Annotated in this window: 21 protein-coding genes; 7 read left to right on the top strand and 14 right to left on the bottom strand. The window is 73.8% G+C overall.

Features of this window, described 5'->3' with window-relative positions; genetic code table 11:
• Positions 1 to 99: 99 nt before the first annotated feature.
• The 3 genes from ACF1AL_RS24725 to sigE form a co-directional block, all read right to left on the bottom strand.
• A complete protein-coding gene (locus ACF1AL_RS24725) occupies positions 100 to 2,472 on the bottom strand; it encodes a S1C family serine protease (protein ID WP_391827409.1) in 2,373 nt (790 codons plus the stop codon).
• A 125-nt stretch (positions 2,473 to 2,597) separates the two neighbouring features.
• Positions 2,598 to 3,572, bottom strand: a complete 975-nt coding sequence (locus ACF1AL_RS24720; RefSeq protein WP_391703287.1) for a zf-HC2 domain-containing protein — start codon at positions 3,570 to 3,572, stop codon at positions 2,598 to 2,600.
• On the bottom strand, positions 3,569 to 4,348 hold the full coding sequence (gene sigE / locus ACF1AL_RS24715; protein WP_366838419.1) for an RNA polymerase sigma factor SigE: 780 nt from the start codon (positions 4,346 to 4,348) through the stop codon (positions 3,569 to 3,571). Before sigE ends, ACF1AL_RS24720 begins: the two co-directional genes overlap by 4 nt.
• A gap of 163 nt (positions 4,349 to 4,511) precedes the next feature.
• Between sigE and ACF1AL_RS24710 the strand changes: the two genes are divergently transcribed.
• Positions 4,512 to 5,210 carry an O-methyltransferase gene (locus ACF1AL_RS24710; protein WP_366838507.1) on the top strand — a complete coding sequence of 233 codons (699 nt, stop codon included), beginning with the start codon at positions 4,512 to 4,514 and terminating at the stop codon, positions 5,208 to 5,210.
• A 115-nt stretch (positions 5,211 to 5,325) separates the two neighbouring features.
• Here the strand turns inward: ACF1AL_RS24710 and ACF1AL_RS24705 are convergent, their stop codons facing one another.
• Together ACF1AL_RS24705 and ACF1AL_RS24700 are read right to left on the bottom strand one after the other, a co-directional pair.
• Positions 5,326 to 5,493, bottom strand: coding sequence for a DUF3117 domain-containing protein (locus tag ACF1AL_RS24705; protein WP_003966491.1), 168 nt, complete (start codon positions 5,491 to 5,493; stop codon positions 5,326 to 5,328).
• Between the two features lie 157 nt (positions 5,494 to 5,650).
• Positions 5,651 to 5,815, bottom strand: a complete 165-nt coding sequence (locus tag ACF1AL_RS24700) for a hypothetical protein (RefSeq protein WP_366838421.1) — start codon at positions 5,813 to 5,815, stop codon at positions 5,651 to 5,653.
• Between the two features lie 63 nt (positions 5,816 to 5,878).
• Here ACF1AL_RS24700 and ACF1AL_RS24695 point away from each other — a divergent pair, with 63 nt between their 5' ends.
• A complete protein-coding gene (locus tag ACF1AL_RS24695) occupies positions 5,879 to 6,682 on the top strand; it encodes an enoyl-CoA hydratase-related protein (RefSeq protein ID WP_366838422.1) in 804 nt (267 codons plus the stop codon).
• A gap of 45 nt (positions 6,683 to 6,727) precedes the next feature.
• On the opposite strand, the gene ACF1AL_RS24690 is transcribed toward ACF1AL_RS24695, so the two are convergent.
• Both ACF1AL_RS24690 and ACF1AL_RS24685 read right to left on the bottom strand, forming a co-directional pair.
• Entirely contained in the window at positions 6,728 to 7,315 is a 588-nt protein-coding gene (locus tag ACF1AL_RS24690) for a DNA-3-methyladenine glycosylase I (protein WP_391780118.1), read from the bottom strand.
• On the bottom strand, positions 7,312 to 7,665 hold the full coding sequence (locus ACF1AL_RS24685) for a DivIVA domain-containing protein (RefSeq protein ID WP_366838508.1): 354 nt from the start codon (positions 7,663 to 7,665) through the stop codon (positions 7,312 to 7,314). The genes ACF1AL_RS24690 and ACF1AL_RS24685 overlap by 4 nt, the downstream gene beginning before the upstream one ends.
• 166 nt (positions 7,666 to 7,831) lie before the next feature.
• Here ACF1AL_RS24685 and folP point away from each other — a divergent pair, with 166 nt between their 5' ends.
• The gene (gene folP / locus ACF1AL_RS24680) at positions 7,832 to 8,692 is read left to right on the top strand and encodes a dihydropteroate synthase (RefSeq protein WP_366838424.1); all 861 of its coding nucleotides are present in this window, start codon (positions 7,832 to 7,834) and stop codon (positions 8,690 to 8,692) included.
• 98 nt (positions 8,693 to 8,790) lie between these two features.
• Here folP and ACF1AL_RS24675 read toward each other — a convergent pair whose 3' ends face one another.
• Positions 8,791 to 9,549: a TIGR00730 family Rossman fold protein gene (locus ACF1AL_RS24675; protein WP_391657258.1), complete on the bottom strand. Its 759-nt coding sequence runs from the start codon at positions 9,547 to 9,549 to the stop codon at positions 8,791 to 8,793.
• 119 nt (positions 9,550 to 9,668) lie between these two features.
• Complete coding sequence (dapE, locus tag ACF1AL_RS24670) at positions 9,669 to 10,748, bottom strand: succinyl-diaminopimelate desuccinylase (RefSeq protein WP_391827407.1); 1,080 nt, start codon at positions 10,746 to 10,748, stop codon at positions 9,669 to 9,671.
• Between the two features lie 104 nt (positions 10,749 to 10,852).
• Here dapE and ACF1AL_RS24665 point away from each other — a divergent pair, with 104 nt between their 5' ends.
• Together ACF1AL_RS24665 and ACF1AL_RS24660 are read left to right on the top strand one after the other, a co-directional pair.
• Positions 10,853 to 11,803, top strand: a complete 951-nt coding sequence (locus tag ACF1AL_RS24665; protein WP_391827405.1) for a heavy metal transporter — start codon at positions 10,853 to 10,855, stop codon at positions 11,801 to 11,803.
• A gap of 339 nt (positions 11,804 to 12,142) precedes the next feature.
• A complete protein-coding gene (locus ACF1AL_RS24660) occupies positions 12,143 to 12,583 on the top strand; it encodes an ATP-binding protein (RefSeq protein WP_366838430.1) in 441 nt (146 codons plus the stop codon).
• Positions 12,584 to 12,722: 139 nt separating this feature from the next.
• Here the strand turns inward: ACF1AL_RS24660 and ACF1AL_RS24655 are convergent, their stop codons facing one another.
• Together ACF1AL_RS24655 and fdxA are read right to left on the bottom strand one after the other, a co-directional pair.
• Complete coding sequence (locus ACF1AL_RS24655) at positions 12,723 to 13,826, bottom strand: bifunctional succinyldiaminopimelate transaminase/glutamate-prephenate aminotransferase (RefSeq protein ID WP_386584844.1); 1,104 nt, start codon at positions 13,824 to 13,826, stop codon at positions 12,723 to 12,725.
• A gap of 244 nt (positions 13,827 to 14,070) precedes the next feature.
• Positions 14,071 to 14,391, bottom strand: a complete 321-nt coding sequence (gene fdxA / locus ACF1AL_RS24650; RefSeq protein WP_010474859.1) for a ferredoxin — start codon at positions 14,389 to 14,391, stop codon at positions 14,071 to 14,073.
• Between the two features lie 141 nt (positions 14,392 to 14,532).
• On the opposite strand from fdxA, the gene ACF1AL_RS24645 reads away from it, so the two are divergent.
• Complete coding sequence (locus tag ACF1AL_RS24645) at positions 14,533 to 15,576, top strand: GNAT family N-acetyltransferase (protein WP_391827402.1); 1,044 nt, start codon at positions 14,533 to 14,535, stop codon at positions 15,574 to 15,576.
• The gene (locus ACF1AL_RS24640; RefSeq protein WP_391827400.1) at positions 15,576 to 16,442 is read left to right on the top strand and encodes a tetratricopeptide repeat protein; all 867 of its coding nucleotides are present in this window, start codon (positions 15,576 to 15,578) and stop codon (positions 16,440 to 16,442) included. The genes ACF1AL_RS24645 and ACF1AL_RS24640 overlap by 1 nt, the downstream gene beginning before the upstream one ends.
• A 70-nt stretch (positions 16,443 to 16,512) precedes the next feature.
• On the opposite strand, the gene proP is transcribed toward ACF1AL_RS24640, so the two are convergent.
• From proP to ACF1AL_RS24625, 3 genes are all read right to left on the bottom strand, one after another.
• Positions 16,513 to 18,018 carry a glycine betaine/L-proline transporter ProP gene (proP, locus tag ACF1AL_RS24635; RefSeq protein ID WP_391827570.1) on the bottom strand — a complete coding sequence of 502 codons (1,506 nt, stop codon included), beginning with the start codon at positions 18,016 to 18,018 and terminating at the stop codon, positions 16,513 to 16,515.
• Positions 18,019 to 18,361: 343 nt separating this feature from the next.
• Positions 18,362 to 18,976 (bottom strand): response regulator transcription factor, encoded by a 615-nt coding sequence (locus ACF1AL_RS24630; protein WP_366838438.1) that lies wholly within the window; start codon positions 18,974 to 18,976, stop codon positions 18,362 to 18,364.
• Entirely contained in the window at positions 18,973 to 20,166 is a 1,194-nt protein-coding gene (locus ACF1AL_RS24625) for a sensor histidine kinase (protein WP_391827398.1), read from the bottom strand. Before ACF1AL_RS24625 ends, ACF1AL_RS24630 begins: the two co-directional genes overlap by 4 nt.

The raw sequence follows: 20,166 nt of genomic DNA, 5'->3' as shown, positions 1-20,166 counted from the left end.
GCTCCTCGCGATGTCCTCGGCCGGGTCCACGGTACCTGTCCGACCTGTCCGACCGGTACCGTCCCGGGGTGAGGTTTACGTCAGTCGCACGGCCGGGCGTCAGTCTCCGCCCGCCGAGCCCAGGACCAGCGAAACCTTTCGGACCTGCCCGCCGCGCTCCACGGTCAGCTCCAGGCTGTCGCCGGGGCGGTGCGCGCGGGTCTTCACGATCAGTTCCTCGCCCGAGTGGACGCGCTGGCCGTCGACCGCGGTGATCACGTCACCGGGCTTGATCCCGGCCTTCGCGCCGGGGCCGCCCGGGGTCACGGAGGGCCCGCCGTCGTTGCCCTGCGCGCCGACGCGGGCGCCGTCGCCGGTGAAGTCCATGTCGAGGGTGATGCCGATGACCGGATGGGTGGCGTGGCCGGTGTTGATCAGCTCCTCGGCGACGCGCTTGCCCTGGTTGATCGGGATGGCGAAGCCGAGGCCGATGGAACCGGCCTGGCCGCCCGCCTCGGGGTCGCCGCCGCCGGCGCTGTCGGCGGAGCGGATGGCGGAGTTGATGCCGACGACCTGGCCCCGTCCGTCCAGCAGCGGGCCGCCGGAGTTGCCGGGGTTGATCGGCGCGTCCGTCTGCAGCGCGTCGACGTACGACACGTCGCTGCCGTCGCCCTTCTCCCCGCCCGCGGTGATGGGCCGCTCCTTGGCGCTGATGATGCCGGAGGTGACGGTGCCGGCCAGGTCGAAGGGGGCTCCGATCGCTACGACGGGGTCGCCGACGCGGACGTTGTCGGAGTTGCCGAGCGGCAGGGGCCTGAGGCCCTTGACGCCGGTGACCTGGACGACGGCGAGGTCGTAGCCGCTGTCCCGGCCGACGACCTTGGCCTTGGCGGTCTCGCCGCCGTTGAACGCGACGGTTATCTCGCCGCCGGTGCCGGCCGGCTCCACCACGTGGTTGTTGGTGAGGATGTGCCCGCGGGTGTCGAGGACGAAGCCGGTGCCGGTGCCGGACTCCTCGGTGCCGGTCACATGCAGGGTGACGACGCTGGGCAGGGCCCGCGCGGCGATCCCGGCCACGCTGTCGGGCGCCCGGCCGGCCGGCTCGTCCCCGGCCTGCGGCAGTTCCACGGACGTGCCCAGCCCGCCGTTGCGCTCCAGGTAGGCGCCGACGACGCCGCCAATGGCGCCGGACACCAGCGCGAGCGCGACGACGAACACGACGGCGCCCCGCCGCTGCCGGCGCCGCCGCCGCTGCACGGTGTCGACGGCGGCCCCGGTCTGCTGCAACGGCCCTTGACCGGGGGCCGGTGCCGGGCTGGCGGGGGCGGCCCAGGGGTCGTAGCGGTGCCAGGGGTCGGCGGGCGCGGCAGGCGCGGCCGACGAGGGGGCTTGGTCGGCGGGGCCCGTGGCGTCGGGGGTGGGGCTCAGGGGCTCCGCGGTGGCCGCGGGGCTGGCGGGGGACGCCGGGGGCGCGGCGGGGGCAGCGGGCGCGCCGGGAGTGGCGGGAGTGCCGGAGGCAGGCGGGGGCGGTACGGCGACCGTCGTGGACGGCGGCGCGGGGGTGGCCGGGGGGACGGGGGCCGCCGTCGGCGCGGGGGCGACGGGAGCGACGGGGGCCGCCGTCGGCGCGGGGGTACCGGGCGCGGCGGGGGCCGCCATCGGCGTGGGGGCGCCGGGCGCGACGGGGGCCGCCATCGGCGCGGGGGCCACCGGCGCAACCGGCTCCGCCGTCGACGCGGGGGCCACCGGCGCAACCGGGGCCGTCGTCGGCGCGGGGCCACCCGTTGCCGGGGCGTGCGGCGGTACGGGAGGCTGCGGGGCCGGCATCGCGTGCGGAGCCGTCGGTGGCTGCGGAGCCGGCGTAGGCGGAGCCGTCGGCGGCTGCGGGACCGCCGTAGGCGGGGCCGGCGATGTCTGCGGGGCCGCCGCCGGGGCCGTCGCGGGCGCGGTCAGCGTCCCGTGCGACGGAGTCGCCGCCGGGTGCTGGACCGGCGGGGCCGGCGCCCAGGGGCCGGGCTCGCCGTAGGGCGGGGTGTTGTAGGGGTCGGGATCGTGCAGCGGCCTGGGCCGCTCGGCGGGAACGGCGGCCGCCGCCCCCTGCACCGCGGCAGCCCCGGGCCCCTCCTCGCCCGCCGCTGACTGAACGCCACCAGCCCCGGGCCCGTCCTCACCCGCCGCTGACTGAACGCCACCAGCCCCGGGCCCGTCCTCGCCCGCCGCTGACTGAACGCCACCGGCCCCGGGCCTGTCCTCGCCCGCCCGCGCCGGACCGCTCAGCTCGTAGTCGCCGTCGGCCGGGGCCTCCCCCGCGCCGGTGTGCCGGGCGCCGGGCCGGGCCAGTTCGAAGTCCGCCTCGGGATCGTGGAGCCCGGTGCCCTGACCGTCGGCCGCCGGGACGGCGTGGGCGTCGGCGGCTGCGGTGTTCTCCTCCGTGCCGTCGGTCCGGTCGTCCCGCTGCGCGGACGGACCCTGCGTGGGCTTCCCCTCGTTCATGCTCTCCCCACGGGTGGCCGCGGCACGGCTCGTCGGCGGCGGCCGCGGATCGTCGAAATCCGCGCCCGGCGGGCATGCCGAGGGCGCGGCTCACCTGGATTCAACCAGGTTCGCCGCCCCGCTGCTCAGGGGGAGGACGTGGGGGAAGGAGACGCCGAGCCGCCGGGTGCCACCAGGGACAGCACGCCCGGTGCCGTCACCGAGGGGACCGGCGCCGACAGCGCGATGGGTGCGGTCACGCTCAGCGGGCGTATCAGTGGAGACATCGCGGCCGCACCGGCCATCACGGGTGTGGTCAGTGTGCGGGCGACGTCCTGGATCGTGCCCGGCGTCGGCAGGCCCGGCACCAGCGGCGCGGACAGCGTCGTCGGGGCGACGACCGGGGTGCCCGCGGCGGCCTGGCCGCTCTGCGTGAGCAGCGGTGCCGTGCCGCGGCGGCGCTGGCTCTCCGGTGCCGTGGCCGCGCCCGTGCCGGCGGGGCGGGCCGGGGTGACGTTGCTGTTGCTGCCGGAGCCGGCGCGGGTGTCCGGGTCGGCGGGGGTGCCGGTGGTGACGCCGCCCAGCGCGATCGCGGCCAGCGAGACCGCCCCGGCGGCGACGAACGCGAACCGCAGTCCGCGGGAGGGGGCGCTCTCGCCCCGGCTGACGGGGTGGATCCGGAAGCCGGACTCGGCCGGTACCGGCACCGCCGCCGCGTGGCCGTGCCCGGGGGCGCGGCCCGGCGCGTAGTCGAAGTCGAAGGGCGTGCCGCCGCCCCGCTTCACACCGAAGAGCCCGGGCGCGGCGGGGCGTCCGGACAGCCCCGAGGGGAATCCGCCGAGTCCTCCCCCGCCGAACGGCGAGCCGCCGCCGTCCAGGTCACCTCCTCCGGGCAGCCCCTGCAGACGGGCCAGGAAGCTCTCGGAGGGGGGTGGCGGGGCCACCTCGGCGAAGACGTTCTTCAGGCGGCGCTGGGCGTCGACCTCCGCCTTGCACTTCGGGCAGGTCGCCACGTGCGCCAGGACGCGCTCACGCGTCTCGTGACCGAGCTCTCCGTCCACCAGGGCGGAGAGTCGGTCTCCCAGGTGCTGCTCTGCCGGGTTGGGACGTGATCCACTCACGCGGTCGCGCCCCCTCCCCCCAGCACGGGCACGCGGGCCACCAGGGAGCGGCGCTCCCGGGCGTCGGGCGAGCGGTGGGCGAGCGCCTTGCGCAGCTGCGAGCGGCCGCGGTGGATGCGCGAGCGGACCGTGCCGAGCTTGACGCCGAGGGTCGCGGCGATCTCCTCGTAGGACAGCCCCTCGATGTCGCACAGGACGACCGCGGCGCGGAACTCCGGCGCGAGCGTGTCCAGCGCCTGCTGGATGTCGGCGTCGAAGTGGGCGTCGTTGAAGACCTGCTGCGGGGTGGGCTCCTTGCTGGCCAGCCGCTCGGCCGCGTCCTCGCCGAGGGCGTCGAAGCGGATGCGCTGCTTGCGGCGCACCATGTCCAGGAAGAGGTTGGTGGTGATGCGGTGCAGCCAGCCCTCGAAGGTGCCCGGGGAGTACGTCGACAGCGAGCGGAAGACGCGGACGAAGACCTCCTGGGTGAGGTCCTCGGCGTCGTGCTGGTTGCCGGTGAGGCGGTAGGCGAGGCGGTAGACGCGGCCGCTGTGGGTGCTGACGATCTCCTCCCAGGTGGGCGGAGTCCACGCCGGGCCGTCCGCGTCGGTGGAGAAGGTCGCGGTCTGGGCTCGGCCTGCGGCAAAGCCGGCGGCGTGGCTGGTGTCAGCAGTGTCGGTCACGGATTTCGGCCTGCCCGCCGATCCGAGGAAGCGCCGCAGCGCTCCTCCACGATCCGCAGGCGCGGCCGCACCTCCCCTGTCAGCTCTGGTGGTGTCCAGTGGAGCCCCTACCATAGCCACCTCGCCCGTTAGGACCGGATAAGCGGTTTTACGAGAATTTGATCTGGGCTGATACGGCTCATGCGGCTGCGTCAGCACTTGCTCGGCGGTCCGTGCCGCATCGTGATCCAACCGTGTCCCCCCGTCGCGTCTCCCACCCCTCTAAACGCCCGGTCCCATCTGCGGGTTCCCGGCCCCAACGGATACAGTCACGCCGAGGCAACCATGGGGACAGGAGAGGGTCATTACCGGCAACCGGCAGACGGACTGGGCGTTCGCCGACGCCTATGTCGCCGAGGACGACGCGCTGCTCTGGGCCCGGGAACGGGCTCGTGAAGCGGGGCTGCGCTCGGTGTCGCCCGGCACGGGTGCGGCCCTGCGGTTGCTCGCCGCCACCGTGGACGCCAAGGCGGTCGCGGAGATCGGCACCGGCTGCGGCGTCTCCGGCATCCATCTGCTGCACGGCATGCGCCCCGACGGCGTGCTGACCACGGTCGACCCCGAGCCCGAGCTCCAGCAGTTCGCGCGGCAGGCGTTCCGCGCGGCCGGCTTCGCCAGCAACCGGGCCCGCTTCATCCCCGGCCCGGCGCTCGACGTGCTGCCGCGGCTCGCGGACGCCGGCTACGACCTCGTCTTCTGCGACGGCGACCGGCTGGAGGTGCTGGACTACCTCGCTGAATCGTTGCGCCTGCTGCGTCCCGGGGGCCTGGTGGTGTTCGAGGGCGCCTTCGCCAGCGGCCGCACGGTCGACTCGGGCCCGCAGCCGACGGAGGTGATACGGATCCGGGAGCTGCTGCGCGCGGTGCGCGAGAGCCAGGATCTGGTGCCGTCCCTGCTGCCGGTCGGCGACGGCCTGCTGTGCGCGGTCAAGCGGTGAATGACCGGCGCGATACCGCCGGCCACCGGCACGCACGTACCTGACCTGCGCAAACAGCCGCCCCGGCACCCGAAAGGGCGCCGGGGCGGCTGAAAGATGAGGGTCGCTTTACGCGTCAGCCGACGACCTTCTTGAGGGCGTCGCCGAGGGCGTCGGCCTCGTCCGGGGTCAGCTCGACGACGAGCCGACCGCCGCCTTCGAGCGGAACGCGCATGACGATGCCCCGCCCCTCCTTGGTCACCTCGAGCGGGCCGTCGCCCGTCCGCGGCTTCATGGCCGCCATGCTCGTTCCCCTTCCTGAAACCAGCTCATCGTCAAAGCCGACGGCCCGTGAAGGGCACGCACGCCCGTCGCCCGGAAGAGCCCAGGACACGCGACACCGGCATCGAACACATTGCTTCCAAGCCATTATCCCGCATCTCAGGACCCGATGACCAACATCAGTCCGCATCGCTTGGGCAACGCGCGCGAGCAAAACCACTCAATTCGGCGATGTGGCTGCGATACTGCCCGACCGCGCGGACGGCGCCGGCGCGCGCCGTACGTGCGGGTGTTTGACGCAGGTCACACGTCCGGCCCGGGCCGCCGCCGGTGATCTCCGCCATGCTGTCCTTCGTACGTCGGCGTACCGAGCGGTACGCCGTGCCCCGACACCGGAGGGATGCGCCATGGCCGACACCGTGCTCTACGAGGTGAGCGACGGGCTCGCGACGATCACGCTGAACCGCCCGGAGGCGATGAACGCGCTGAACATCGCGACGAAGGTGGCCCTCCGCGAGGCGGCGGAGTCCGCGGCCGCCGACACCGCCGTACGGGCGATCCTGCTCACCGCGGCCGGGGACCGGGCGTTCTGCGTGGGCCAGGACCTCAAGGAGCACATCGGGCTGCTGGCCGCCGACCGGGAGACCGGCTCGGGGCAGACGATGAGCACCGTCAAGGAGCACTACAACCCGATCGTGCGGGCGCTGGCCGGTGCCCCGAAGCCGGTGGTGGCCGCGGTGAACGGGGTCGCGGCCGGCGCGGGCTTCGGCTTCGCCCTGTGCGCGGACTACCGGATCGTCGCCGAGACGGCCTCCTTCACCACGTCCTTCGCGGGCGTGGCCCTGACCGCCGACTCGGGCGTCTCCTGGACCCTGCCGCGCGTCGTGGGCCCGGGCCGCGCCGCCGACCTGCTGCTGTTCCCGCGCAGCATCACCGCGCAGGAGGCGTACGAGCTGGGCATCGCCAACCGGCTGGTGCCGGCCGCCGAGCTGCGCGCCGAGGCGGAGAAGGTGGCCCGCGCCCTCGCCGAGGGGCCGACGGTGGCGTACGCGGCGCTGAAGGAGTCCGTGGCCTACGGTCTGACGCACTCCCTCGCCGAGACGCTTCAGAAGGAGGACGAGCTGCAGACGCGGGCCGGCCGGTCCGAGGACCACGCGATCGCGGTACAGGCGTTCGTCAACAAGGAGAAGCCGAAGTACCTCGGCCGCTGACGCTGCGCGGCGGGCCCACGACGGCGTCGCGCGTGCGTGCCCGGGTCAGGACCGGTTGCGGGCGACGCAGTCCGCCAGGTGGTCGTCGACCAGGCCGCAGGCCTGCATCAGGGCGTACGCCGTGGTGGGGCCGACGAAGCGCAGGCCGCGCTGTTTCAGGGCCTTGGACAGGGCGGTCGACTCGGGCGTGACGGCGGGGACGTCGGCGATCGTCCGGGGCGCCGCGCGGGCGTCCGGGGCGGGGGCGTGGGACCAGATGAGGTCGTCCAGCTCGCCGGGCGCCCACGCGGCGAGCACGCGCGCGTTGGCGAGCGTGGCGTCGATCTTGGCGCGGTTGCGGATGATGCCCGGGTCGGCGAGCAGCCGTTCGCGGTCGCCCTCGTCGAAGGCGGCGACCTTGGCGATCTCGAAGCCGGCGAAGGCGGCCCGGAATCCGGGGCGGCGGCGCAGGATGGTGATCCAGGACAGGCCGGACTGGAAGGCCTCCAGGGCGAGTCTTTCGAAGAGGGCGTCGTCGCCGTGGACCGGGCGGCCCCACTCCTCGTCGTGGTACGTCACGTAGTCGGGCGTGGACAGGGCCCACGGGCAGCGCAGGGCGCCGTCCGGGCCGGTCAGCGCCGAGCCGTCGCTCACTGCTGTCCCTCCTGCTGCTCGGACTTGTCCATGGACACCTGGTGGGCGGCGGCGCGGGCGCCCGCCAGCGCCGACTCCAGGTCGGCGATCCGGGAGTCGCGTTCGGCGAGTTCGGCGGCGACACGGTTGAGGGCGTCGTCGACGTCGGCCATGCGGTAGCCGCGGGCGGCGAGCGGGAAGCGCAGGCCGTCGATGTCGGCGCGGGTGACGGGGCGGTCCGGCGGCAGCGGGTCGTGCAGCCGCTCCGGGGCCGCCTCCGGCAGCGGCCCGGTGCCCTCGCCGCCGCCCACCACGGCGAGTGTCACCGCGGCGACCACGACGGCGAGCGCGATGACCAGGAACAGGAACATAACCATCGCCGCAACCCCACGCTCGGTCTCTTCAGTGCTTCGTGCCGACGCCCCGACGGTCTCGCGGGGGTCAGGGTCCGATCGTGCCATGCGACGCTGACAGTTAGGGTCACAGGCGGCGCAAGACCAGGAAGAACCCAGGACGTACGAGGAGAGGTCACAGGGGATGCTCAGGCTGGGCAGGCGTGAATTCGGCACGCACGAACCGGTGATCATGGCGATCGTGAACCGGACCCCGGACTCCTTCTACGACCAGGGAGCCACCTTCCGGGACGAGCCGGCCCTCGCGCGCGTGGAGCAGGCGGTGGCCGAGGGCGCGGCGATCATCGACATCGGCGGGGTGAAGGCCGGGCCGGGCGAGGAGGTCACCGCCGAGGAGGAGGCGCGGCGCACGGTCGGCTTCGTGGCGGAGGTGCGGCGGCGCTTCCCGGACGTGGTGATCAGCGTGGACACCTGGCGCGCCGACGTCGGCGAGGCGGTGTGCGAGGCCGGGGCGGATCTGCTGAACGACGCGTGGGGCGGGGTCGACCCGGGCCTCGCGGAGGTCGCCGCGCGCCACGGCGTGGGGCTGGTGTGCACGCACGCGGGCGGCGTCGAGCCGCGCACCCGGCCGCACCGGGTGGCGTACGAGGACGTCATGGCCGACATCCTGAAGGTGACCGTGGGGCTCGCCGAGCGGGCGGCGGCGCTCGGGGTGCCGCGGGAGTCGATCCTGATCGACCCCGGGCACGACTTCGGCAAGAACACCCGGCACAGCCTGGAGGCGACGCGCCGGCTGGACGAGATGGTGGCGACGGGCTGGCCGGTGCTGGTGTCGCTGTCCAACAAGGACTTCGTGGGCGAGACGCTGGACAAGCCCGTGAAGGAGCGGCTGCTGGGCACGCTCGCGACGACCGCGGTGTCGGCGTGGCTGGGGGCGCAGGTCTACCGCGTCCACGAGGTCGCGGAGACCCGGCAGATCCTGGACATGGTGGCGTCGATCGCGGGCCACCGCGCGCCGGCGGTGGCCCGCCGCGGCCTGGCATAGCAGCACGTCACGTCACGGGCGGCTGCGGTGGATGTCGCCCTGTGCTCGCGCTGCGCGCTCTGCGGGTGACAGGCCTCGGCCTCCGACTACGGCCGCTCCTACCGACCGGCCTCCTTCGACACCAGGGCCACCGCCTCCTCCACGTCGTCCGTGACGTGGAACAGCAGCAGGTCCGCCGGGGACGCCTTGCCCTGCGCCACCAGGGTGTTCTTCAGCCAGTCGACCAGGCCGCCCCAGTACTCCGTGCCGAAGAGGACGATCGGGAAGCGGGTGACCTTCTGGGTTTGGACCAGGGTGAGGGCCTCGAAGAGTTCGTCGAGCGTGCCGAGGCCGCCCGGCAGGACCACGAAGCCCTGCGCGTACTTGACGAACATCATCTTCCGCACGAAGAAGTAGCGGAAGTTGAGGCCGATGTCGACGTACGGGTTCAGGCCCTGCTCGAAGGGCAGCTCGATGCCGAGGCCCACCGAGGTGCCGCCGGCCTCGCAGGCACCCTTGTTGGCCGCCTCCATCGCCCCTGGGCCGCCGCCCGTGATCACCGCCCAGCCGGCCTCCACCAGCCCGCGTCCGAGCTGGACGCCCGCCTCGTACTCCGGGGAGCCGGCCGGCGTGCGGGCCGAGCCGAAGACACTGATCGCGGGCGGGAGTTCGGCCAGTGTGCCGAAGCCCTCGATGAACTCCGACTGGATGCGCAGCACGCGCCAGGGGTCGGTGTGCACCCAGTCGGAGGGGGCGCGCTCGTCCAGCAGCCGCTGGTCGGTCGTACTGGCCTGCACCTGGTCCCGCCGCTGGAGGACCGGTCCGAGCCGCTTCTCGTCCGGCGGGATCTTCTTCCCCTCAGGGTTCCCGGTCGGCATGTGCGCTCCCTCCGTCGTGCGGTCCGTGCACCTCAGCGTAGATCTACGCGGGTTACGTCTGAGGGACCTGAATATGTCCGCCGCGCTGCGTCGTAAACACGCCCGCGCGGCCGAACGGGTCACGCCGTCAGCCAGGACCTCAGGCGCTCCTCCCCCGCGACGATCTTCGCCGTCTCCACCCGCTCGTCCCGCTTGTGCGCCAGGATCGGGTTGCCGGGGCCGTAGTTGACCGCCGGGACGCCCAGCGCGCTGAAGCGGGCGACGTCGGTCCAGCCGAACTTGGGCTTCGGGGTGCCGCCGACGGCGTCGATGAACGCCCGGGCGGCCGGGTGGGACAGGCCGGGCAGCGCGCCGCCGCTGTGGTCGTCGATCACGAACTCCTCCACCCCGCAGTCCGCGAAGACCTCGCGGACGTAGGCGACCGCCTCCTCCTCGCTGCGGTCCGGGGCGTAACGGAAGTTGACCGTCACCACGCAGGCATCGGGGATCACATTGCCCGCGACGCCGCCGGAGATCGCCACCGCGTTCAGACCCTCGTGGTACTCCAGCCCGTCGATCACCGGCCGGCGCGGCTCGTAGGCGGCCAGCCGGGCGAGGATCGGGGCCGCGGCGTGGATGGCGTTGGACCCCATCCAGCTGCGCGCGGAGTGCGCGCGCTCGCCGCTAGTCTTCAGCAGCACCCGCAGCGTGCCCTGGCAGCCGCCCTCGACCTCGCCGTCGGACGGCTCCAGCAGCACCGCGAAGTCGCCCTCCAGCCACTCGGGGTGGGCCTCGGAGATGTGCTTGAGCCCGTTGAGCTCGGCGGCGACCTCCTCGTTGTCGTAGAAGACGAAGGTCAGGTCGCGGTTGGGGGCCGGCACGGTGGCGGCGATGCGCAGCTGCACGGCGACGCCCGCCTTCATGTCGCAGGTGCCGCAGCCCCACAGCACGCCGTCCTCGTCCAGCCGGGAGGGGACGTTGTCGGCGATCGGCACGGTGTCGATGTGGCCGGCGAGGATCACGCGCTCGGCGCGGCCCAGGTTCGTGCGTGCCACCACGTTGTTGCCGAGGCGGTCCACCGTCAGGTGCGGCAGGGCGCGCAGCGCGCTCTCGATGGCGTCCGCGAGCGGCTTCTCCGTACCGCTCTCGGAGGGGAAGTCGACGAGCTGCGCGGTCAGTGCCGCGGCGTCCAGCGTGAGGTCAAGCGGGGTGTCGGCCATGGCTCCGACCCTATCCCGGGCGGGTGCGCCGGCGCCGTTCGCGCGGGTCCGCGGAGCGCGAACCCCCGGTGAACCCCACAGCGGCCTCCAGTAGGTTGTACGGCGTGCCAGAGCCGTCCCCCACCTTCCCCAAGCGTCGCAGCCGTCTCTTGCGTGTCGGCGCGGCCCTCGTGGTGCTGTGTGCGGTCGCCGCCTACCTCGTGGTGCAGTACGTCACCGGAGGCACCGGCGTCCCGGGCTGCAAGGTGGTCTCGGGCCAGGACGACGGAGCGACGTACGAGTTCACCCCGGAGCAGGCGGTGAACGCGGCGACGATCGCGGCCGTCGGCACCAACCGGGACCTGCCCGAACGGGCCGTGACCATCGCCCTCGCCACCGCGCTGCAGGAGTCCGGGCTGCGCAACCTCGACCACGGCGACCGCGACTCGCTCGGCCTGTTCCAGCAGCGGCCCTCGCAGGGCTGGGGCACCGAGCAGCAGGTCATGGACCCGTCGTACGCGGCGGGCATCTTCTACGAGCACCTGGTGAAGGTGCGCGACTACACCGAGCTGCCGCTCACCGTCGCCGCGCAGCGCGTGCAGCGCAGCGGCTACCCGGAGGCGTACGCCAAGCACGAGCAGGACGCGGAGCTGCTCGCCGCCGCGCTGACCGGGCAGTCCGCGGCCACGCTGACCTGCGCGGGCCGCCCGGGCGCGGACGCCGCGGCCGGTCCCGACGCGGTACGGGCCGCGCTGGTGCGGGACTTCGGGCGCGGCGCGTTCCAGGAGACCGGCGCGGAGGTCGGCGGCAAGGGCCGCCCGGCGCCGGCACCGTCCGTGAGCGCGGAGGCCGACGGACGGACGGTGACCGTGCCGGTGCCCGCCGCCGGCGACCGGCGCGCCGTGCGCGAGCGCGGCTGGCAGCTGGCGCACTGGGCGGTGGCCAACGCCTCCGCGCTGCGTATCCGGCACGTGTCGTACGCCGGGCGCGAGTGGAGCGCCGGGAACACCGACAGCACCTGGCGCGTAGGCGGCACCGGTACCGACACCGCGGTCCGGATCGTCACTGCGCAGTAGTGCGGGCGTTCACCCGCAGGGGTTAGCCGGCGGGGGTGGCGCGGATGCGGTGCGCAGGTTTTCGTGCCGTCACCCCCGCAGGGCCGAAATCCCTTGGAAACACAGAGGCGGAAGGATTCAGCGGCCTTTCCCGCCGGGTGCTCTTTGCCCGTTTTTATCCGCAGCCGATAATGCGACGCATTGCCAACTCTTTACGTTGCCGATCCGCAACCTTCGCGGGCTTCGAGCGGTAGTCACTGCGTCCGAGCCCGAACGATCAACAGCCAGTCGGTCGGCCAACTCCCGGGCCCGGACGCACAGTTCAGCGTTCCACCGTTCTCTCCCCGTCTAAGGAGCATCATGTCCCTCCCCCTGACCCGCCGGATCGCCCGTGCCGCGCTGCTCGTCGCTGCGGGAGCGGCCGCCGGGGTCGGTGCGGCCGGCTCCGCCAGCGCAGCCCCCTCCCTGCCCGCCACCCCGAACCTGGGCGGGCTGACCGCCCTGGACGCCACGAGCGTCGCGGGCCAGACCGACAGCGCGCTGCAGCACTCCACCGCCGCCGCGGGCGAGACCGGTGGCAAGGCGGTCCAGCAGGCGGTGCCGACCGCGGGCAAGACCGGTGGCAGCGCGGTGAAGAAGGTGGCGCCGGTGGCGCAGAAGGCCGCCGGTGAGGCCGCCGGGTCCGCGGGCGGCCTGCTCGGCGACACGGCGAAGACGGCCACGCAGGGCGGCCTGCCGACGGACTCCCTCACCAAGGGCGCGCCGTCCCTGCCGGTGGGCGGGCTGCCGCTGGGCGGCTGACGGTCCACCGCGGTCGCTCGGCCGGCTCGTACGGCTTGACCGGCCGATACGGCTCGACCGGCCGATACGGCTCGGCCGGATCGGCGGGGCCGTACGGCGACGGGGCCCGGGATCTCTCCCGGGCCCCGTCGCCGTGTGCTCAGGACAGGCGGGACACCGCCGCGGCGACGCGCTCGTCCGTCGCCGTGAAGGCCACGCGGACGAACTTCTCGCCCGCGGTGCCGTAGAAGTCGCCCGGGGCGACGAGGATGCCCAGGTCGGCGAGGCGGGCGACCGTGTCCCAGCAGGACTCGTCGCGGGTGGCCCACAGGTAGAGGCTGGCCTCGCTGTGCTCGATGCGGAAGCCGTGCCCCTCCAGCGCGGCGCGCAGGGCCTGGCGGCGGGCGGCGTAGCGCTCGCGCTGCACGCGTACGTGCTCGTCGTCGCCGAGGGCCGCGACCACCGCCGCCTGGGTCGGCGCCGACGTCATCATGCCGCCGTGCTTGCGGATCTCCAGCAGCGGGCCGAGGACGGCCGGGTCGCCGGCCAGGAACGCGGCGCGGTAGCCGGCCAGGTTGGAGCGCTTGGAGAGGGAGTGGACGGCGACGATGCCGTCGTAGGAGCCGCCGTTGACGTCCGGGTGGAGGACGGAGACCGGGTCGGCCTCCCAGCCCAGCTCCAGGTAGCACTCGTCGGAGAAGACCAGCACGCCGTGCTCGCGGGCCCAGGCCACGATCCGGGTCAGCTCGTCCTTGGCCAGCACCTTGCCGGTCGGGTTGGACGGCGAGTTCAGCCAGAGCAGCTTCAGCCCGGTGGGGTCCAGCTCGGTCGGGTCGTCGTAGACCTCGTAGGCGGCGCGGGCCAGACGGGCACCGACCTCGTACGTCGGGTAGGCCAGGCGCGGATAGGCGACCCGGTCGCCGGGGCCGAGGCCCAGCTGGGTCGGCAGCCAGGCGACGAGCTCCTTGGAGCCGACGACGGGCAGCACGTGCCGGTGGGTGACCCCGCGGGCGCCCAGGCGCCGCTCGACCCAGCCGGTGATCGCGTCGCGCAGCGCCGGCGTGCCCCACACCGTCGGATAGCCCGGCGAGTCGGCCGCGTCGATCAGGGCCTTCTGGATCAGCTCGGGCACCGGGTCGACCGGCGTGCCGACGGAGAGGTCGACGATGCCGTCCGGGTGGGCCGCGGCCGTCTTCTTGTAGGGCTCCAGCTTGTCCCAGGGGAAGGTGGGGAGTCGGCCGGAGAGTGCCGAGACTGCGGACACGGGTCTAGCTCGCTTTCTTCGGTTCGGCAAACGCCTCGGTCCCGTACGGCGATCACGACGGTGATCGGGCCGTACGGGACCGAGGCGGCGCTTCAGAGGCGGCCGGCGTCAGCCGTTCGCGGCGGGCGTCGGCCGTCGGCCGTCGCAGCCGGCGTCGGCCCTTCGCAGCCGGCGTCGGCCGTTCGCGGCGGCCGGTGCCGGCCGTCCCACGGAGGCCGGTGCCGGCCGGTGCACGGCCGGAGCGTCAGCCGTTCTGCGGCGGGAGCGCGGCGATGAAGGGGTGGTCGCGCTCGATCAGCCCCAGCTTGCTCGCACCGCCCGGGGAGCCGAGCTCGTCGAAGAACTCGACGTTCGCCTTGTAGTAGTCCTTCCACTCCTCCGGAGTGTCGTCCTCGTAGAAGATCGCCTCGACCGGGCAGACCGGCTCACAGGCACCGCAGTCGACGCATTCGTCCGGGTGGATGTACAAGGACCGCTGGCCCTCGTAGATGCAGTCGACCGGGCACTCCTCGATGCACGCCTTGTCCTTGACGTCGACACAAGGCTGCGCGATGACGTAGGTCACGCTGTCGTTCCTCCTCGATAGGGCGCTGGCGGGCCTCCCACAGGCTCCGCCGCCTGGCGCGCGGGAGCGCGGCGTCGTCGATGCCCGCCCCTAGTATCTCCGTTCCTGGGCATGATCCGAACAGGAGGGGTGAACTGACCTGTGGAAATCTCCGCCGTCGGGCGCCTCGAGGTCCGTATCACCGCTGCTGACGTGGGCAAACGGGTCTCGGTGCGCTGCTTGAACGACACTGGTGCGGCCGGGGAGAAATTCACCGACACGGTGGGTGTTCTCACATCATGGGACGACGGTGTGCTGCTGATCACACGGAAGAACGGGGAGGCTGTCCGGATTCCGGAATCCTCGCTGGTCGCCGGGAAAGTCGTGCCGGCCGCTCCGGCGCGTCGCCGTGGTCCGGCCGCCTCCTACGAGGAGCTGGCGCACGTGACCACGCGCGCGTGGCGGCCGCTGGAGAGCGAGCGGCTCGGTGAGTGGGAGCTGCGGGCCGCCGCCGGGTTCACCCGGCGCGCCAACTCCGTCCTGCCGCTCGGTGACCCGGGCCTGCCGCTGGACGAGGCGCTGGCCGCCGTACGGCACTGGTACGGCGAGCGGGGCCTGCCCGCGTACGTGCAGACCGCGACCGGCGCCGAGGGCACGCAGGAGCTGCTGTGCGCGGAGCTGGAGCGGCGCGGCTGGGTGCGGGAGGTGAGCGCCGAGCTGTGGATCGGGGGGCTCGCGCCGGTCGCCGACCTCGTCGAGCCGGGCGGGGTGGAGCTGTCCCGCCGGGCCGACGAGGCGTGGCTGGGCCGCTACCGGCGCAAGGGGGTGAGCGAGGCGGCGCTGACGGTGCTGCACGGCGGTCCGTCGGTGTGGTTCGCGACGGTGCCCGGCGCGGAGGGGGAGCCTCCGGCGGCGATCGGCCGGTGCGTGGTGGACGGCCGGTGGGCCGGTTTCGCCGCCGTCGAGGTCGACCCGGCGCGGCGCCGCCAGGGCCTGGCGAGGGCCGTGATGGCCGCGCTGGCCGGGCGGGCGCTGGAGGAGGGCGCCTCGGCCGCCTGGCTCCAGGTGGAGACGGACAACCCGGCGGCGCGGGAGCTGTACGCCGGGATGGGCTTCGCGGCGCACCACACGTACCACCACTACCGCGAGCCCGAGCCGGATCCGGAGCCGGGGGCGGGGCCGGGGCCGGGGAGCGGGAGGGCGTGATGCGGCCCCCGTCCCTCCGTCCCCCGTTCCCCCCGCCGCCGGACCGCATGGCCGAGCTGCACCGCCGCTTCGCCGAGGAGGCCCGCGCCGAACGCCCGGACCTGTCGGCGCTGTGCCTGCTGATCGGCGCGGTGGCGGACGGCTCGCTGGACGACGCCGGGATCGACGCGGCGCAGGTGGAACTGGACCGGCTGGCCGGGCAGCTCCCGTTCCGCCCCGGGGGCCCCGCCGAGTGGGCGCGGGCCCTGCACCGGGTGCTCGGCGAACGCCTGGACTTCCACGGCACGCCCGCCGACTACCGCCTCCTGGAATCCTCGCTGCTGCACGAGGTGCTGCGCCGGCGCCGGGGGCTGCCGATCCTGCTGTCGGTGGTGTGGATGGAGGTCGCGCGCCGGGCCGGGGCGCCCGTGTACGGCGTGGCGCTGCCGGGCCACTTCGTGGTCGGCTTCGGCCCCGAGTCGGACCAGGTCCTCGCCGACCCCTTCGCCCACGGCCGGGTCCTTGCGGGCCCCGACGCGGAACTCCTGGTGGTCACCGCGACGGGCGCCCCGCTGGACCCGTCCTACCTGACCCCGGCCGACTCCCTGAACGTGGTCCTGCGCATCCTGAACAACATCCGCGCCTGGGCGGCGGCCCGCCCGGAACGCACGGACGTCGCGCTGTGGGCGGTGGACCTGTCCCTCCTCCTCCCCTCCCACCCGGCCCGCCTCCGCCACGAACGCGCCCAGATCCTGGTCCGCCGCGGCAAGTTCAAGGAGGGCGCGGCGGAACTGGACGCGTACGCGGAGGTACTGGCACCGGTGGACGAGACCGCGGCGGAACAGGTCCGCGGCGAGGCCAGGGCAGCCCGGGCACTGCTGAACTGAAACCCCGTCAGCTCGCACGTTTCCGGATCGGTGCGTACCTCGGCCGGGCTGCCGTTTCAGTCGCCGGAGGCTAGTGGGGGCGCCTCCTGATGCGTACCCAGATGTCGCGGGCGCGGCGGCCCGCTTCCGTGCGGCTTTCGGCGACCAGGCGGCGGGCCTGTTCCGGGGTTTCGACCATGGGGCCCGAGCCGCGCAGGGGGCGGCCGGCCGTCTCGTACAGGACCAGGGACGACAGCAGGCCGATGACGCCCGCGCCCATCAGGTAGTACGCCGGGATCATCTCGTCGTCCAGGCCCGTCACCAGGGCCGAGGTGAACAGGGGGGTCGTGCCGCCGAAGAGGGAGACCGAGACGTTGAAGGCGATCGACAGGGCGCCGTAGCGGATGCGGGTGGGGAAGAGGGCCGGGAGGGTGGCGGCCGAGGTGCCCGCGAAGCAGACCAGGAGCAGGCCGAGGATCAGGCAGCCGATCGCGGGAGACAGGATGCCGCCCTGGCGGATCAGCAGGAACGCCGGGATCGACAGGGCGATCAGGGCCACGCTGCCCGCCATGAAGACCGGGCGGCGGCCCCAGCGGTCCGTCGAGCGGCCGACCGTGGTGATGGTCAGCGCCACGACCACCATCGTGCACAGCACCAGCAGCTGCGCGGTGTTCTCGTCCTGGCCGAGAGTCGACGTCATGTAGGTGGGCAGGTAGGACGTCACCATGTAGTTGGTGACGTTGTACAGCAGGACCAGGCCCATGCAGATCAGGACCGCCTGCCAGTGGTGGACGAAGATGTCCCTCAGGCGGCCGCGGCCGGACTGGCGGGCCTCCTCCACCGGGTCCTCCTCGCCGGCGGCCTGCCGTGCCGCGGCCTGCTCGCGCGCCATCTCCGCCTCGCGCTGGAACGCGGGCGTCTCCTCCAGCTTCAGCCGTACGTACAGGCCGATCACGCCGATCGGCCCGGCGACCAGGAACGGGATGCGCCAGCCGTAGTCCTCCATGCCGCCCGTGCCGAGGGCCGCGGTGAGGCCGGTGACCAGGGCGGAGCCGAGGGCGTATCCGACGAAGGTGCCGAAGTCGAGCCAGCTGCCGAGGAAGCCGCGCCGCTTGTCGGGGGCGTACTCGGCGATGTAGGTGGTCGCGCCCGCGTACTCGCCGCCCGTGGAGAAGCCCTGGACCAGGCGGCAGATCAGCAGGAGCAGCGGGGCCACGAAGCCGACGGCCGCGTAGGACGGCAGGAAGCCGACCGCGAACGTGCTGATCGCCATCATCACCATCGTGGCGGCGAGCACGCGCTGGCGGCCGATGCGGTCGCCCAGCGGGCCGAAGACGATGCCGCCGAGCGGGCGGACGACGAACGCGGCCGCGAAGGTGGCGAACGTCGACACCACCTGGACGCCGGGTGAGCTGGAGGGGAAGAAGACCTTGCCGAGGACCGGGGCGACGTAGGCGTACACGCCGAAGTCGAACCACTCCATCATGTTGCCCATCGCGGCCGCCGAGACGGCACGGCGGACGGCGGGGCGGTCGGTGACGGTCACGTCGGCCGGGCTGAGGGCCTGCTTGCGCCGCCGGAGCAGGATCCGCAGCATGCGGTCCGTGGCCGGGTGGCCGCCCCGGCCGGGGACGGGACGGTTCCGGTCGGGCGGCGGGGCAGAGCCGTTACGCATCAGATCACCGCAAACACCACTCGGGGGACGATTCAGGCAATGGTCCGGATTCGGCCATTATCCACGCGTGATCGTCTTCCCGCGGGACGCCCCGTCACACGTCCCCGAAGCCGGGGGCACCTCACCCCCGGCAGCGCTCCGCTCGGCCTTCACCCGGCCTTCACCTCACGACCGTCGGCGCGCCGCGCGGCCCGGCCCTCACCCCACGGCCGGCCACCCGCCACGGCCCGGCCGTCACCCCTCGCCCGCCGTGTCCGCCGCCCCGCTACAGCCAGCCCTTCTCCCGGGCGATCCGCACCGCCTCCGCCCGGTTGCGCACCGCCAGTTTCTGAATGGCCGTCGACAGGTAGTTGCGGACCGTGCCCTGCGACAGGTGCAGCGCGGCGGCGAGTTCGGCGTTGGTGGAGCCGTCGGCCGCGGCGCGCAGCACCTCGCGCTCGCGGTCGGTCAGCGGGTTGGCGCCCTCGGCGAGCGCGGCCGCGGCCAGCGTCGGGTCGATGACCCGCTCGCCGGCCAGCACCTTGCGCACCGCCTCGGCGAGTTGCGCGGCCGGCGCGTCCTTGACCAGGAACGCGTCGGCCCCGGCCTCCATCGCGCTGCGCAGGTAGCCGGGGCGGCCGAAGGTCGTCAGGACGACCAGCTTGAGCGCCGGGAACTCTCGGTGCAGCGCGGCCGCCGCCTCGATGCCGGTCATGCCGGGCATCTCGATGTCGAGCAGGGCCACGTCCAGGTCGTGCGCGCGGGCGGCCGGGACGACCTCGTCGCCGCGGGCGACCTGGGCGACGACCTCGATGTCCTCCTCCAGGCCGAGCAGCGCGGCCAGCGCCTCGCGGACCATCGACTGGTCCTCCGCCAGCAGCACCTTGATCATGGGGCTCATGCCCCGGATCCTACGGCCGGGTGGGTACCGGCCGGTACGCGGGCGACGAGCCGGAAGCCCTGCCGCACCCTGCCCGCTTCCAGGGTGCCGCCCGCCTTGTGAAGACGCTCCGTCAGACCGGTGATGCCGTTGCCCGCAGCCGCGCCGGAGCCGCCGGTCCCGTTGTCCTCGACGGTGAGCTGGAGGACGGGGCCGTCGAGGGTCTGGTGCCGGGCCAGCTCGACCAGGCAGCGCCGGGCGCCGCTGTGCCGTACGACGTTGGTGATCGCCTCGCGCAGCGCCCAGGCGAGGGCGGCCTCGCTCTCCTCGGGCACGCCGGTGAGGTCGGGCTCGGCGGGCAGTTCGGCGGTGACACCGGCCGCGGTCAGCGCGACCTGGGCGCCGGCGATCTCGGCGGCCAGCCGGGGGCGGCGGTAGCCGGTGACGGCCTCGCGCACGTCCACCAGGGCCTGGCGGCTGACCTGTTCGATGTCGGCGACCTGCTGGGCGGCCTTGTCGGGGTGGTCGGGCAGCATCCGGCCGGCCAGCTCGCTCTTGAGCGTGATCAGGGACAGCGAGTGGCCGAGCAGGTCGTGCAGGTCGCGGGCAAGCCGCAGCCGCTCCTCGTTGGCGGCGAGCTGGGCGACGGTGGCCCGGGCCTTGCGCAACTCGATCGTGGTGCGCACGAGTTGGCCGACGCCGGACATCGCGAACCCGATGAGCAGGGTCAGCACCAGCAGCCCGCGCGCCTCCTTCTCGTCGGAGTGCAGGCCGACCAGGTACATGACCGCCGACGCGGCGGGGATCGCCCAGTACGCCACCCGCAGCGGCAGGGTCGCCCCGCACGCGACCGACAGGTAGACGAACAGGCCCAGCCAGGCGCTGCCGAGCGTGTAGGCCAGCAGCGGGGCGAGGGCGGCGAGGACACCGATCAGGCTGACCACCAGGGGCGCGGAGAACGGCCGGCCCATGTTGCGGAAGACCAGTGTCAGGTACACCGCGATGAAGGCGGCCAGCCCCACCGAGCCGGCGGCGGTGGCGGCGGCGGTGTGGTGGCCGTTGAGCAGGTCGTCGACCGGCGAGGCCATGAACACCAGCCAGACGCCGATCCACAGCACCTTGACCAGCACCTCGCGCCGGTTGCGGGGCGGCCACCCCACGCGTACCGCGGTCTCCTGATCGGCCTCGACGACGACACGGTCTTCCGTCAT

Source organism: Streptomyces sp. NPDC014801, from assembly GCF_043082085.1.
GTDB lineage: Bacteria > Actinomycetota > Actinomycetes > Streptomycetales > Streptomycetaceae > Streptomyces.
This window is presented reverse-complemented; position numbering and strand designations above follow the sequence as displayed.